The following is a 14,642-nucleotide window of genomic DNA, read 5'->3' as shown; positions in this document are numbered from 1 at the left end:
TCCTCCTAATCTTGACCCATCCAGCTTCTTAAAAGTTTCGCAAATTCCTCTGGTTTTTCTTTTGCTATTTTCTCCAATTGTTTCCTTCGTACATCTGATTCTGATGGTTCTGTTTGCTCGATATCAGGTACCTCTGGAAAAACAGGTTTAGAAACAATCATTTCTTCTTCAATATCTTCTTCCTTATTTCTATTTCGAATTAGAAGGATGATTAATAAAATAATAATTGCTAGTAATATTCCACCGACCACGTACATCCACGGAGGGATTAACGGAGTAACAGCTTGTGGCGTTGAAGTACCATCAACAAACTCCTGGAATACGATTGAAGAGTTCTCCGCTGTTGGTGCTGTTGCGTAATCTGCATCAATCGATGTCGCAATAATCGAATTCAAAATTGACGAAATACCCTGTTCGACTGTTCTTTGATCTTGTTGTGATAAATATTCTAGCTTTGTCCCACTCGAATTTCTGACATTATCAACAGCAACTTGTATTCCTAAATCTCTGATTTTATATGGACTTTCCACTATCTCTTTACGAATTCTATTAAATTCGTAATTTATGGTCTCTTTATCAAGCTTATAATCGCCATCTCCATTTGCATCCACTGTACCTTGAAAATTGGTTATATCCTCTTGACCAGTTCCTGGAACACCACCTCCAGCAGGAATACCTGAATATGATTCCTGTATTGTTTCTAAACTGACAGGAAGACCTTCCATATTTTCAAGATCCACTGGTTCTACTAACTCTTCTACACGATTTTCTTGCGTGAAATCAACATCAGCAGTAACAGATACTAGCACATTATCCATCCCTACCATTGTGCCAATCATTTGCTGCAACCTTTGTCTAATATCGCGTTCGATATCTTGCTTTATCGCTTGTTGGTTGCTATATACATCTTGCGCTGCAAGACCAGAATCCGATGTCCGATCAAAATACTCAAAATATTGATTCATAATGACAATATTATCTGCTGGTAAATTAGGTACAGCCTTTGAGACTAGTGTGTATAATGACTCAATCTGGTTTCCTTTAAATTGATATCCAGGCTCTGTCGTCAAAACAATGGATGCACTTGCCTCCTCTGATGTCTCATTGGCAAAAACAGGCTTTTCAGGCATATTAATCATTACTTGTGCATTTTCAATGCCTTCAATACCAGTCATTAAATTTGCAAGTTCCGTCTGCATTGCATCAAGCTTCATTATATTAAACTCATTATCTGTAATTCCAAATGAAGAATTCTCACTAAAAAACGAATAGTCTATGTTTCCACTATTCGGTATGCCTTGGCCCGCTAGTTCAACTAAAAGTGTATCAACTTGTTCTTCTGGAACAGCAATTGTTGTTCCTCCATCTTGGAGCTCATATGGGACGCCTCTTGTATCCAACTCTGCCTTAATCTGCCCAGCTTCTTGAATTGACAAACTATTATATAATGTGACAAATTTCGTGTTCGAAGCAAAAAGAGAGATGCCGATAATTAATAGTACAACGATTAGGCTAGACCCTAAAAATACCCCTTTCTGTCTTTTCGTACGTTTCGTCCAGAATGTAGTGAGATTCTCTCTCCATTTGGTTATCATTTCATTCATATGTTCCCCCACCAACGTGCAATATGTTCATCATTTATGTTTTTTCCTTTATATAGTTATTTTACCTAAACTTGCATCCTCATTACTTCGTTATAGGCATCAATAACCTTCTTCTGTATTTGCACGGTAGTTTCAAGTGTAATGCTTGCTTTCTGAGCTGAAATCATTACATTATGTATATCATCAATGTTTCCCGCAGCCAGTGCTTCTGTTGCTTTATCAGATTCAATCTGAGTATCATTTAAATTTTCGATTGCACCTTTTAATGTATCAGCAAAATTTGTTTGCACCGTTTTCGGAGCGGTCATTGCATTAGTACTAATTCGTTGTGTCGGATTTACCTGTGCAACATTGTTAAATAATGTATTCATCATTTATATCCCTTCTTATTTACCAATTTCTAATGCCTTCATCAACATACTTTTACTAGCATTTAATGCAGTAATATTTGCCTCATAGGATCTTGTAGCGCTCATCAAATCGACCATCTCCTGTAAAGGGTCGACATTTGGCATTTGAACATATCCAGCATCATCTGCGTCTGGATGTGTTGGATTATAGACAACCTTAAATGGCGCATCATCTTCCCTGATTTCGGACACTGTTACATTTGAAGTTGATGCATTTCTATTTGTTGCGTATTTTAAAATTGAATCAAAGTTTTTCTCACCAGATTCCATAACCACTAGTTTTCTCCGATAGGGTTCATAGTCTCCATTTTCATTTACAAACGCACGAGTAGTTTGTGCATTTGCAATATTCGAAGAAACAACATCCATTCGTAGACGCTGCGTCGTTAATGCACTGGCACTTGCGTTAATCGCGTTAAAAATAGACACCATTAATTTCCTCCTCTTAATACTGTTTGCAGACTACTAAACTTACCATTTATCCGGTCCACTAAACTATTATAGTATATTTGATTCTTTGCCAATTCTGCCATTTCAACGTCTATATCAACATTATTTCCATTATTATTATAAGTCGTGTTATTTTTTGTAACTACTTGATAAGGTGTGAATGATGTTTGATTAAATGAAATGTGTTTAGAATGGGTAGTTTTCGGTTTAATTGAGGATTCAAGGGCATCATTTAAAACGTTTTTGAATGCGACATCTTTAGATTTATAGTTTGGTGTATCAATATTAGCAATATTTGTAGAAATCGCTCGATTTTTAGCGGATGAGTAGTCCAATGATTGTTCTATTTTTTGAATAGTCCCACTAAATAACCCCAAATTAATTCCTCCTATTATGTTACTTTAAGTAATGACCAATAGTTATTGGTTCCTACAAATATTTTAATTTATAAATGGGACAAAGTCCACTAAATATAGAGAATATCCTCTGCTTGTTCACAATTGAATCTTTTGCACTATTTTATTTATAGGTATTTTGGATTATTTATCAGAGATATCAACTAAAGTTAGAAAATTTTTTACCAAAATTTGTATAATTATGGAAAGTTAATGTGCTGCATAGTTAACTAGACCTAGTTCTATAAACCCAAAAAAATCATTAGTGATGGTAGTAATACTCTCCTGTGATGCCTTTATTTAGTTATGATCAATAAAATAGTCCTCACATAAATCGCTAAATTTCGACAAAATAAAACAGCCAGGACATGTCCTGGCTGTTTTATTTTCTAACTTATCTTGAGCGTAGTTTTTCAAGTTCTACTAAGAACTTATCGTTTAATACTTTAATGTAAGTCCCTTTCATACCTAACGAACGAGATTCAATAACGCCAGCACTTTCAAGCTTACGCAATGCATTAACAATTACTGATCTTGTAATTCCAACTCTATCTGCAATTTTACTTGCAACTAGAAGTCCTTCGTTACCATTTAATTCTTCAAATATATGATCAATTGCTTCTAATTCACTATATGATAATGAACTAATCGCCATTTGAACAACCGCTTTACTTCTAGCTTCCATTTCAATTTCTTCTGTTTTTTCATGTAAAATTTCCATACCAACGACGGTTGCGCCATATTCAGCAAGTAATAGGTCGTCATTGTTAAAGGTTTCGTTTACTCTTCCAAGTACAAGTGTACCTAAACGTTCCCCACCACCAATAATAGGAACAACAGTTGTTAAACCATTTTTGAATAAATCCTTGTTTTCCACTGGAAATACGGATTGTGGGCTATCAATATCAAGGTTTGCAGTTGTTTCATGGATATTTGAAAGTCCTTGTGTATATTCTTCAGGAAATCGTCTTTCTTCTAGCATTTTCTTCATACGGTCGTTTTCAACTTCTTTTGTTACTGCAAAACCTAATAATTTACCTCTTCTACTAAGAATATAAATATTCCCCTCGATTACATCTCTTAAAGATGCAGACATGTCGTTAAAATTTACCGATTTTCCTGTTGCCTTTTGTAACATTGCATTAATTTTTCTTGCGCGATCTAATAATTCCATGATAATCCTCCATTCAATTGTTTCAATTTATAGTATAAATTGGCTTAGGTCTTTGTTTTGTACAATAGTTTTTAGTTTTTGATCAACATAATTTGGAGTGATTTCAATTTTCTCCATCGTTATCTCTGGTGATTCAAAGGAGAGATCTTCTAACAATTTTTCCATTATAGTATGAAGTCTTCTCGCACCAATGTTATCTGTATCCTGATTTACTTGGAAGGCGATTTCTGCCAATCTATCTATAGCTTCGACTGTAAAAACAACATCTATACCTTCTGTTTTTAATAAAGCTTGATATTGTTTAATTAACGCATTGGATGGCTCTGTTAGAATCAGCCTAAAATCCTCTATCGACAACTTCTCAAGTTCCACTCGAATTGGAAATCTACCTTGTAACTCAGGGATTAAATTAGATGGCTTTGCCATATGGAATGCTCCAGCTGCAACAAATAACATATGATCCGTTTTGACTGGTCCATGTTTCGTAGCTACTGTTGAGCCTTCAACAATTGGCAAAATATCCCGCTGTACACCTTCGCGTGAAACATTCGCTGCGTTTTCTCCCTTACTGACAACTTTATCAATTTCATCAATAAAGATGATTCCCGATTGTTCTGCGCGTTCGATTGCTATTTGTGCAACTTCTTCCATATCAACTAGCTTCTGTGCTTCTTGCTGTGTCAATACTTTTCTAGCCTCTTCGACAGGAAGTCTTCGTTTCTTTTTCTTGGATGGCATAAACTGACCAAATGCATCCTGCATATTCATGCCCATATGTTCCATACCCGAACCTTGCAGCATATCAAACATGGAAGGCGGCATTTCTTCGATTTCTACAGTGACCATCTGATCTTCAAGCTCACCGAGTGCAAGTTTATGCTCGATTTGCTTTCGTTTATTCTTCATTTCTTCATCTTTTTCACTTATATCATTTTCAGCTTGATCAGATTCTTGATTAGAAAAAAACATTTCGAATGGATTCTTTATGCCTGCTTGTTTCTTAGCTTGTGGAACTAATAAATTGACAAGCTTCTTATTTGCCCTTCGCTGTGCCTGATCTATCACATCATGCATCTTTTCTTCTTTGATCATTCTAACAGCCATCTCCACTAAGTCACGTACCATTGATTCGACATCGCGGCCAACATAACCAACTTCCGTAAATTTAGTTGCCTCAACTTTTATAAAGGGTGCACCAACAAGCTTAGCTAATCTTCTGGCAATCTCTGTCTTACCAACTCCTGTAGGTCCAATCATCAAAATATTCTTAGGCATTATCTCTTCTTTCATTGCATCATCAAGCTTCATTCTTCGATAACGATTTCTTAGCGCAACGGCAACAGCCCTCTTTGCACTCTTTTGTCCAATAATATATTTATCCAATTGACTTACAATTTCTTTTGGAGTGTAATCGATTCCCATGCTTTAGAATGACCTCCTTATTAGTCAAGCACCTCTAAAGTAATATAATCATTTGTGTAAACACAAATTTCACTAGCAACCTCTAACGCTGTTTGTGCTATATCTTTAGCAGATAACCCACTTGAATGCCTCACTAAAGCCCTTCCAGCACTGAGTGCATAATTTCCGCCTGAACCAATTGCAAGTATTCCATCATCAGGCTCAATCACTTCTCCAGTACCAGAAACTAAATACATTTGTTCTTTATTCATCACAATCAACATCGCTTCTAATTTTCTCAATACTCGATCACTTCGCCATTCTTGGGCTAAATCAACGGCAGCACGTGTTAAGTTTCCATTAAAGGTTTCTAGCTTTCCTTCGAATTTCTCAAATAAAGTAAATGCATCTGCAACAGATCCAGCAAAACCAGCTAGAATTTGACCATTATACAACGTTCGAACTTTCTTCGCCTTATGCTTCATAACAACGGCATTGCCAAGTGTCACTTGACCATCGCCACTCATCGCACATTGTCCATTATGTTGAATCGCAAAAATAGTTGTAGCATGCATTTCATTTGCCAAAAACGATCACCTCTTTAGTAGCATTTAATCATTTGCTCTCGGATGACTCTTCATGTACACTTCTCGTAAATGATCTTTCGTTACATGAGTATAGATTTGAGTGGAAGATAAATTTTCATGACCAAGTAGTTCTTGCACGGTACGGAGATCAGCACCTTCATTAAGTAAATGGGTTGCAAATGTATGCCTTAATTTATGTGGGTGTACATGAACAGTTAATGCCGCTTTATCAACCATTTTATTCAGAATAAGTCGGATACCCCTAACTGTTAGCGGATTACCTCGCGCATTTAAGAATAGTGCGTTAGTTTCTGTATTGGACTTTTTCAGTAGCTTCTGTCTGCCTTCTTGGATGTACGTCTCCATGGCAATTTCTGCATACCTTCCAAAAGGAACATAACGTTCTTTCCGACCCTTTCCCATAATAAAAATAGTACCAATTGAAAAATCAATATCACTTAGCTTGATTCCCTGACATTCACTTACCCTAATTCCTGTACCATATAGAGTTTCCAAGATTGCCTGATCACGTTGGCCTAAAGGATCCGTCATATCACTAACTTCAAACAGCTTCTCGAGTTCTTCCATATATAAAAAACCTGGAATCGGTTTCGTTGTTTTTGGTAAAGTTACTTGAATAAACGGATTTGATTCAACCTGCTTCTCTCGTTCCATGAATTTAAAAAAACTTCGTAGTGACGAAATTTTTCTAGATACCGATCTTCTACTTAGTTTCTGATCGTATAAACCCGTTAAGAACAATCGAACAACCTGATGATTCACATCATTCAACTGATGAATCCCCTCTTGATTTAGAAATTCCAAAAATGATTCCAAATCATTCTGATAACACTTCACCGTATTAGGGGAAGCATTTTTTTCAATCTGTAAATATTCCACAAAAGATCGAAATGAAGTTAAGAATTCTTTCATTTTAGCACCTCAAAAGGACTGCGAATAAATCATATCATACTAATTCAGTTGATGCAATAAATTTAACTAAATTGCAACAAAATTCTGAATCATAGCCAATAATGTGTTTATGGTATTTTTAAATGATTTGTTAATTTGCCCAATAAACTAAAATCATCCTACCAATGCGATATTATAAAGGCTTGGTATTAATTAGTCAATAAATATTGCGTGTTAAAACGCTGCCATAATGATTTCGTGAATTTTTTGTGAAACTGCACTATTTTCCAATATTGCCATTTTTTGAACATTCTATTCTAATTGAATTCTTCTTAAGTAGTTTTCCCAAAATTAAATAAGTTGAATCATTATTATTTAGTCTTTGTAAAATTTTATTAGGAGTCACTTAATATTACATGTCAGTATTTGGATAAACTGCGGACTAGTTTAGTGCATAGGGTTCTCAGGCTAATCGCTCCAGACATACCCTTCGCGCACCTTAGGGGAGCTGGTGAGCCTACTTGTGCTGTCGCACTTCGTAGGCTCTTCTTCCCGCAGGAGTCTTCGGGTATTTCTTCTGCTGGGGTTACAAAAAATCACTAATAAAAGAGCGGCTTACCACTTATAAACGATCTTATATTGAAGTAAAACAATGTAACCTTTTGAGTGATTTCAACTTCTCTAAAGAACTGAATTTAAAATTGTCACTAATCCGCACTTTATATCTACTTCGTAATATTAATTAGCAAAATATCTTAGGTATATAGCATTTATAATAAATAATAGGAGTTTCAGTTGCTTTCAAATGTTCAATCCAAGATCAAAACAATGCTGCCCACCTTGAGGATGGGCAGCACGTAATTAACTTTGTTCATTTTCCTTATAATCACAATTTGTGCATTGTACATGTGTTACTTTTTTATTTTTCTTTTCCACTAAAAGTGAATCACATTTCGGACATGGTCTTGCGATTGGTTTATCCCATGAGACAAAATCACATTCAGGAAATCGGTCACAGCCGTAGAATGTTCTGCGTTTCTTAGATTTCCGCTCTACAACGTTCCCTTCTTTACATGTCGGGCATTTAACGCCAATTTCTTTTAAAATTGGTTTTGTGTTTCGGCATTCCGGAAAATTGGAGCACGCTAGGAATTTACCGTATCTTCCCATTTTGTAAACCATTTCATGACCACATTTTTCACAATCAATTCCTGCTGGTTCATCTTTAATTTCTATTTTTTCCATTTCTTTTTCCGCTATCTCAAGTCGTTTACTAAATCCTTGATAAAAGTCATCAATAATGGTTACCCATTCACGCTTTCCGTCTTCAATGGAATCCAAATCCGCTTCCATCTTGGCAGTGAAATCAACGTTGATAATTTCAGGGAAAAATTCTTCCACTAATTCATTAACGATCGTGCCGAGTTCTGTAGGCATAAAGCGCTTATTATCAATGGATACATACCCTCTGCGCTGAATCGTATCGATTGTCGGCGCATAGGTTGACGGTCTACCAATCCCGAGTTCTTCCATTACTTGTACTAGCCTTGCTTCCGTAAATCTTGGAGGTGGCTGTGTAAAATGTTGACTCGGTATGATTTCTTTCGTATCAACGACCATACCTTCTGCTAAATCAGGAAGTAGTTTATCTTCAACCTTCTTATTATCATCTGTACCTTCAATATAAATTTTCATGAAACCTTTAAACTTAATTTTAGAACCTGTCGCACGGAATTCCACGCCATTATTAATTAAATGTACGGTCATCGTGTCCATCACTGCGGCCGACATTTGACTAGCTAAAAATCGTTCCCAAATTAGTTTATATAAACGAAGTTGATCATTTGATAATATTTCTTTCAGTGAACTCGGTTCCCTTAATACAGATGTTGGACGAATTGCCTCATGCGCATCCTGTGCACCTTCTTTATTCTTCACTGGTGCACTTGTTCCAAGATATTCCTTCCCATGTTTCTCTTCAATGAAGCCTTTTGCTTCCTCTTTCGCTGTATCGGAGATTCTCGTTGAATCGGTACGCATATACGTAATTAAACCTGTAATGCCGCCCGCTTTTCTACCAAGATCGATTCCTTCATATAATTGTTGTGCAATCATCATTGTTTTTCTTGCTCGGAAATTTAATTTCCGCGCTGCCTCTTGTTGAAGCGAAGAGGTAATAAATGGTTTAGGTGCATTCCGTTTTCGTTCACGTTTATTGATTTTGTCGATCTTGAAATGATCATTTTCTAGCTTTTTGGTAATTTCTTCTACATCTGCATCTGTTTTAAGCTCTTGTTTTTCGCCATCGACTCCATAAAATGAACCTTCAAATAACTCTTTCTCATTTAGGAAGCTTGCTTCGATTGTCCAGTATTCTTCTGGTTCAAAGTTTTCGATTTCCTTTTCACGGTCTAAAATCATTTTTAGGGCAACGGATTGTACTCGACCAGCACTGAGTCCCTTTTTAACCTTTTTCCAGAGTAACGGACTGATGTTATAGCCAACTAAGCGATCAAGAATACGTCTCGCCTGCTGTGCATCCACCAAATCAAGATCAATTGATCTTGGATGCTTAAAAGATTCTTTGATTGCATCCTTTGTTATCTCATTAAAAACAACACGGCAATCTGAAGTTTCGTCGACATTTAAAATATGGGCTAAATGCCAAGCAATTGCCTCTCCCTCTCTGTCGGGGTCGGCCGCGAGATATATTTTCTTCGCCTTTTTTGCTGACTTACGTAGTTCCTTTAATACTTCCCCTTTTCCGCGAATTGTTATATATTTTGGATTATAGTTATCCTCTACATCAACACCCATTTGGCTCTTTGGTAGATCACGTATGTGCCCCATTGATGCTTTTACTTCATATTTTTTTCCTAAATAACGTTCGATTGTTTTTGCTTTTGCTGGTGATTCTACGATTACTAGATATTCCGACATAATAAATCCTCCTAAAATGAGGTTGACAATTAATATTTAAAATCTTTCACTAATAGTAAGGATAGAAGCTGTTTTTGTCAATCTTACTATACTCATTAATTAAACACTCACGTTTCATTCGTACATTAAACTTCATCTATAAATGTTGCCTGGTAATTTTTTATTCTATTCCAATCTTCCTTAATATCCGTTGCCTCTATGACTAGTTTCGCACCATCTTGAATTAGCTGATGACAGCCCTTCGTTTGTGCCATTAGAGGAGAACCGGGTACAGCATAAACTTCTCTGCCTTGATCTAAAGCTTGATCAACAGTTATCAATGTGCCACTTCTTTCCGTTGCCTCAATAACTAATGTACCAAAGCTTAATCCACTGATTATTCGATTCCTTTCTGGAAAATGATACTTGGCAGGTGGTTGATCTGGAGCGTATTCCGAGATAATTAATCCTGTTTTAGCAATCTGGTGGAACAAAGGGAGGTTCTGTTTGGGATAGATATGGTGAAATCCACCCCCTAAAACCGCGATTGTCTTGCCATTACTTCTCAAGGATACAAGATGTGCATAACTGTCAATTCCTTTTGCCATGCCACTTACAATTGTCCATTGTTCTTCCACCAATGGTTTCACAATATGCTCCACCTTCTTCATTGCGTCATTAGATGGATTCCTCGTTCCAATTACGCTTAATGCTGGCGTTATGGACAACAAAGATAAATCACCAACTGCATATAAAACGAGTGGCGCATCTTTAATTGTATTTAACACACGCGGGTAGTTTTCGTCAAGTATTGTGATAGTTTTGAAGGTTATCAAATCTACATTTAATTGTTTGATTATTCCTAGATTATGAAGATCCTGATAAAATAATGTTGCATTTTTCATTGGAAGAGAAAACTGTTTGCAAATATCTGTAGGGGACATCGAATAGATTTGTATTAAAGTGGGGTCTTGATGGAGGATTTTCCGGATACTTCTCCTCGTTAAGCCACGGCATCTGCTAATGTGGATGAGCCGCTTTCGTTGCTGATTCAATACATCACTTCCTTATCTTATTGATTAAACTGGAACCTACAACTTAATGATTAGGTTCCAGCTATCCTAGCTTAATATAATTGCGGAAATACGCTGATTTTAATGGGTTTTACATTTTTCTGCTAGACCTTTTTCTTCCAGCACTCTTATCATTGTTTCTCCCATAACTGCAGGTGTTTCTGCAACTGCAATACCACAAGCTTCCATCACACGAATTTTCTCTGCTGCAGTCCCTTTCCCACCTGAAATAATAGCTCCAGCATGTCCCATTCTTTTTCCAGGAGGGGCTGTTGCACCACCAATGAAGCCAACGACAGGTTTATTCATATTTGCCTTCACCCATTCCGCTGCTTCTTCTTCAGCGGTACCACCAATTTCACCAATCATGATTACTGCTTCTGTTTGATCATCTTCATTAAATGCTTTTAATACATCAATAAAGTTTGTCCCATTTACAGGATCCCCACCAATACCAACAGCAGATGATTGACCGAAACCTGCTTGTGTTAGTTGATGAACTGCTTCATATGTCAAGGTACCTGAACGCGATACAACACCAATATGACCTTTTTTATGGATGTAACCTGGCATAATCCCTACTTTTGTTTCATCAGCCGTGATAACGCCAGGACAGTTTGGTCCGATAAGACGCGTTTTCTTGCCTTCCATATAGCGTTTCACTTTTACCATGTCTAAAACTGGGATATGCTCTGTTATACAAATTACTAAATCTAAATCCGCATCAACTGCTTCGATAATTGCATCAGCTGCAAATGGCGCTGGCACATAAATAACCGAAACTGTTGCATTTGTTGCATCTACTGCCTCTTGTAATGTATTAAATACTGGTACACCTTCTACCTCTGTGCCACCCTTTTTAGGCGTTACACCGCCAACTATTTTGGTGCCGTATTCTAGCATTTGTTTCGTATGGAATGTAGCTGTAGACCCAGTAATCCCTTGAACAATTACTTTTGTATCTTTATTAATATATACACCCATTTGTCGTCCGTCCTTTCTATTATTTACTATTTAATTCACTAAAGAAACGATTTTTTCAGCGCCATCAGCCATTGAGTCTGCAGCAGTTATATTAAGTCCCGATTCCTTCAAAATTTCCTTCCCTAAATCAACATTTGTTCCTTCTAAGCGAACGACTAACGGTATTTCCAATCCTACTTGTTTAGTTGCTTCGACAACACCTTCAGCAATAACATCACATTTCATGATTCCACCAAAGATATTTACAAAAATACCTTTAACATTAGCGTCAGATAAAATTATTTTAAATGCTTCAGTTACTTTTTCTGCTGTTGCACCGCCCCCAACATCAAGGAAATTAGCCGGGTCGCCGCCATAATGTTTAATGATGTCCATTGTCGACATCGCAAGTCCTGCACCGTTAACCATACAGCCAATATTTCCATCCAAAGAAATATAACTTAAATCATATTTCGATGCTTCGATTTCTTTCTCATCTTCCTCTTCTAGGTCGCGGAATTCTAGTATATCTTTATGACGATACAATGCATTATCATCAAAATTCAATTTAGCATCAAGCGCAAGAACTTCACCATCACCAGTAGTTACAAGTGGGTTTATTTCCGCAATAGAGCAATCTTTTTCCACAAATGCTTGATATAGACTTGTCATAAATTGCACTGCTTTATTAATTAATTCGTTCGGTATATTAATATTAAATGCTAGTCTACGAGCTTGATAAGGAGAGAGTCCGATTACAGGATCGATTACTTCTTTGAAAATCTTCTCCGGAGTTTTCTCAGCAACTTCTTCAATCTCTGTTCCACCCTCTTCGGAAGCCATCATAACTACTCTAGATGTTGTGCGATCGAGTACGACACCAACATAATATTCTTTTTGTATGTCACAGCCCTCTTCGATAAGTAAGCGTTTAACTTCTTTACCTGCTGGACCCGTTTGATGGGTAACTAACGTCTTTCCTAATATTTCATTCGCATATGTACGAACTTCATCTAAGCTTTTAGCAACCTTGACACCACCAGCTTTTCCACGTCCCCCTGCATGGATTTGCGCTTTTACAACGGTTACATTTGTGCCTAGCTTTTCAGCCGCTTCTACAGCTTCATCCACTGTAAATGCAACATATCCATTAGGAACCTTGACACCAAACGCACGTAAAAGCTCTTTGCCCTGATATTCGTGAATATTCATCTTCCATCCTCCTATCAATTTAACTGCAACTTCATTGTATTAAAAATTAACAAAATAAACAAGAATTATGGAACAGATTAATAATTACAAAAAGAGATGGACTCATTTTCGAGACCACTGAAGAATTTACGATTTTTCAAAGAAACGAAATATTTGTTATAAAAAAGGCGACTCAAATTCATTTTTTTGAATTTAGAGTCGTCTTTTTTTGATTCATGTATCCTATTTTGCTCATTTTTAATCCATTAGTTTTAATATTCGTTTTAGATTTACAGTGAATATTGCCATGGCTCCTTGCATTTCCATACCAACTAGACCCGAGGATTTCGCTACATCATACCCGTGTCTGTGTTTTAATTCACTATTTTTTGCTTCAATTTTATAGCGCTCTTTGGATTTCTCTTTAAAATAATCCGTTTCTTGGAACGTCGCCTGCTCGCTATGTTCATCTGATTTGATACTTACGGAATAGCTCCTGCTTTTTGCACCAGGTTTGTAACAGCCTTCTCTGAACGGACAAATTTTACATTTTTCCACGTCAAAATAATAGGTATCAGTTTGGTTCGTGGAAACACCTTTCTTTCCTTGACGTGCCTTCCGTGTAGCCATATGTCCTGCCTGGCAGACGTACATTCCTGCTTCTATACTTTTCTCAATCAGTGTTTGTAATTGCTTTCCATCATTCTTCTCACCAGTTGTAACTGTAGCTACCGTGATAATTCTTTCTTCACTCATCGCTATATGTGTTTTATAACCGAAAAACGATGTATCCTTTGTTTTGTTACCAATTTTCGCATCCTCGTCTTCAGAGATTCGTAAATGTTCGACGTCATCATTTACGGTTTCTTTTAATAGGTTTAACTTCTCTTTTACTTTCGGGAATTTGGAAATTGTTTCCTAACGCTCAATCACATTCATTAGTTTTTGGCAGTATTAGATCTCATCCTCCAACTTATTTGTTGTCGATTTGGATGGAAATTTCTGCTTCATGGATTCATCAATCTCATAAACTGATCTCCGAAGTTTCTTGGAACAATCCATCAGTATTTCCTGTGGTGATTTTTGATTATAACGGGCTTTTGTATGGGTGGCATCAACGATGATAGAATTGCTTTTTATAACCTCTTTTTCGATGGCTATCTCCACCGTTTTATTAATCAACAGATCTAATAGATTGACGTCTTTTAATCGTAATTTACGAAACTTAGTCAACGAACTTGGTTCAATAACAGATTCCTCTGGAGCCATGCCAAGGAAATATTTAAAAGACATATCATATTAAGAACGCTCAACAATATCAACATCTGACAGATCAAAAATGGTTTTAAGAAGTAAATATTTAAACATACGAATCGGATCAATCGCATTCCGACCATTCGTATGACAATATTTATCGTTCAATTCATCATATCCAAAAGAAAAGTCGTCTAACTCATTGAGTCTTCGCAATAAATTATCCTTTGGCACAACTAAATCATAGATTTCTAAATATGGACTTAAGATCATCGACTCTTGTTTTTGAATCATTATGGCCACCCACTT

Annotated in this window: 12 protein-coding genes and 1 pseudogene; all 13 read right to left on the bottom strand. The window is 36.6% G+C overall.

What is annotated here, in order from left to right:
• Positions 1-5 precede the first annotated feature (5 nt).
• Positions 6-1,604 carry a flagellar basal-body MS-ring/collar protein FliF gene (gene fliF, locus CWR48_RS07135; RefSeq protein ID WP_115772558.1) on the bottom strand — a complete coding sequence of 533 codons (1,599 nt, stop codon included), beginning with the start codon at positions 1,602-1,604 and terminating at the stop codon, positions 6-8.
• A 65-nt stretch (positions 1,605-1,669) separates the two neighbouring features.
• Positions 1,670-1,975, bottom strand: a complete 306-nt coding sequence (gene fliE, locus CWR48_RS07130; protein ID WP_115772708.1) for a flagellar hook-basal body complex protein FliE — start codon at positions 1,973-1,975, stop codon at positions 1,670-1,672.
• Positions 1,976-1,990: 15 nt separating this feature from the next.
• Positions 1,991-2,443, bottom strand: a complete 453-nt coding sequence (gene flgC, locus CWR48_RS07125) for a flagellar basal body rod protein FlgC (RefSeq protein ID WP_115772707.1) — start codon at positions 2,441-2,443, stop codon at positions 1,991-1,993.
• A 2-nt stretch (positions 2,444-2,445) separates the two neighbouring features.
• Entirely contained in the window at positions 2,446-2,841 is a 396-nt protein-coding gene (gene flgB, locus CWR48_RS07120; protein WP_115772557.1) for a flagellar basal body rod protein FlgB, read from the bottom strand.
• Between the two features lie 412 nt (positions 2,842-3,253).
• Entirely contained in the window at positions 3,254-4,033 is a 780-nt protein-coding gene (codY, locus tag CWR48_RS07115; RefSeq protein WP_115772556.1) for a GTP-sensing pleiotropic transcriptional regulator CodY, read from the bottom strand.
• 27 nt (positions 4,034-4,060) lie between these two features.
• Positions 4,061-5,455, bottom strand: a complete 1,395-nt coding sequence (hslU, locus tag CWR48_RS07110; RefSeq protein ID WP_115772555.1) for an ATP-dependent protease ATPase subunit HslU — start codon at positions 5,453-5,455, stop codon at positions 4,061-4,063.
• 20 nt (positions 5,456-5,475) lie between these two features.
• On the bottom strand, positions 5,476-6,021 hold the full coding sequence (gene hslV, locus CWR48_RS07105; protein ID WP_115772554.1) for an ATP-dependent protease subunit HslV: 546 nt from the start codon (positions 6,019-6,021) through the stop codon (positions 5,476-5,478).
• A 24-nt stretch (positions 6,022-6,045) separates the two neighbouring features.
• On the bottom strand, positions 6,046-6,954 hold the full coding sequence (xerC, locus tag CWR48_RS07100) for a tyrosine recombinase XerC (protein WP_115772553.1): 909 nt from the start codon (positions 6,952-6,954) through the stop codon (positions 6,046-6,048).
• 840 nt (positions 6,955-7,794) lie between these two features.
• Complete coding sequence (topA, locus tag CWR48_RS07095) at positions 7,795-9,873, bottom strand: type I DNA topoisomerase (protein WP_115772552.1); 2,079 nt, start codon at positions 9,871-9,873, stop codon at positions 7,795-7,797.
• Positions 9,874-9,998: 125 nt separating this feature from the next.
• A complete protein-coding gene (gene dprA / locus CWR48_RS07090) occupies positions 9,999-10,907 on the bottom strand; it encodes a DNA-processing protein DprA (protein WP_115772551.1) in 909 nt (302 codons plus the stop codon).
• A 99-nt stretch (positions 10,908-11,006) separates the two neighbouring features.
• Complete coding sequence (gene sucD / locus CWR48_RS07085) at positions 11,007-11,909, bottom strand: succinate--CoA ligase subunit alpha (protein ID WP_115772550.1); 903 nt, start codon at positions 11,907-11,909, stop codon at positions 11,007-11,009.
• 30 nt (positions 11,910-11,939) lie between these two features.
• The gene (gene sucC, locus CWR48_RS07080; RefSeq protein WP_115772549.1) at positions 11,940-13,100 is read right to left on the bottom strand and encodes an ADP-forming succinate--CoA ligase subunit beta; all 1,161 of its coding nucleotides are present in this window, start codon (positions 13,098-13,100) and stop codon (positions 11,940-11,942) included.
• 237 nt (positions 13,101-13,337) lie between these two features.
• Positions 13,338-14,627: pseudogene (locus tag CWR48_RS07075) on the bottom strand (transposase).
• Between the last annotated feature and the right edge of the window lie 15 nt (positions 14,628-14,642).

The organism is Oceanobacillus arenosus (genome assembly GCF_003369575.1).
Classification (GTDB): domain Bacteria; phylum Bacillota; class Bacilli; order Bacillales; family Amphibacillaceae; genus Oceanobacillus; species Oceanobacillus arenosus.
Note: the sequence above shows the minus strand (reverse complement) of the source record. Positions and strands in the feature narration are given on the sequence as shown.

Coding starts and splice junctions, on each gene's coding strand:
- sucD (WP_115772550.1), bottom strand. CDS start 11,909: ATGGGTGTATATATTAATAAAGATACAAAAGTAATTGTTCAAGGGATT.
- hslU (WP_115772555.1), bottom strand. CDS start 5,455: ATGGGAATCGATTACACTCCAAAAGAAATTGTAAGTCAATTGGATAAA.
- fliF (WP_115772558.1), bottom strand. CDS start 1,604: ATGAATGAAATGATAACCAAATGGAGAGAGAATCTCACTACATTCTGG.
- xerC (WP_115772553.1), bottom strand. CDS start 6,954: ATGAAAGAATTCTTAACTTCATTTCGATCTTTTGTGGAATATTTACAG.
- sucC (WP_115772549.1), bottom strand. CDS start 13,100: ATGAATATTCACGAATATCAGGGCAAAGAGCTTTTACGTGCGTTTGGT.
- fliE (WP_115772708.1), bottom strand. CDS start 1,975: ATGAATACATTATTTAACAATGTTGCACAGGTAAATCCGACACAACGA.
- codY (WP_115772556.1), bottom strand. CDS start 4,033: ATGGAATTATTAGATCGCGCAAGAAAAATTAATGCAATGTTACAAAAG.
- topA (WP_115772552.1), bottom strand. CDS start 9,873: ATGTCGGAATATCTAGTAATCGTAGAATCACCAGCAAAAGCAAAAACA.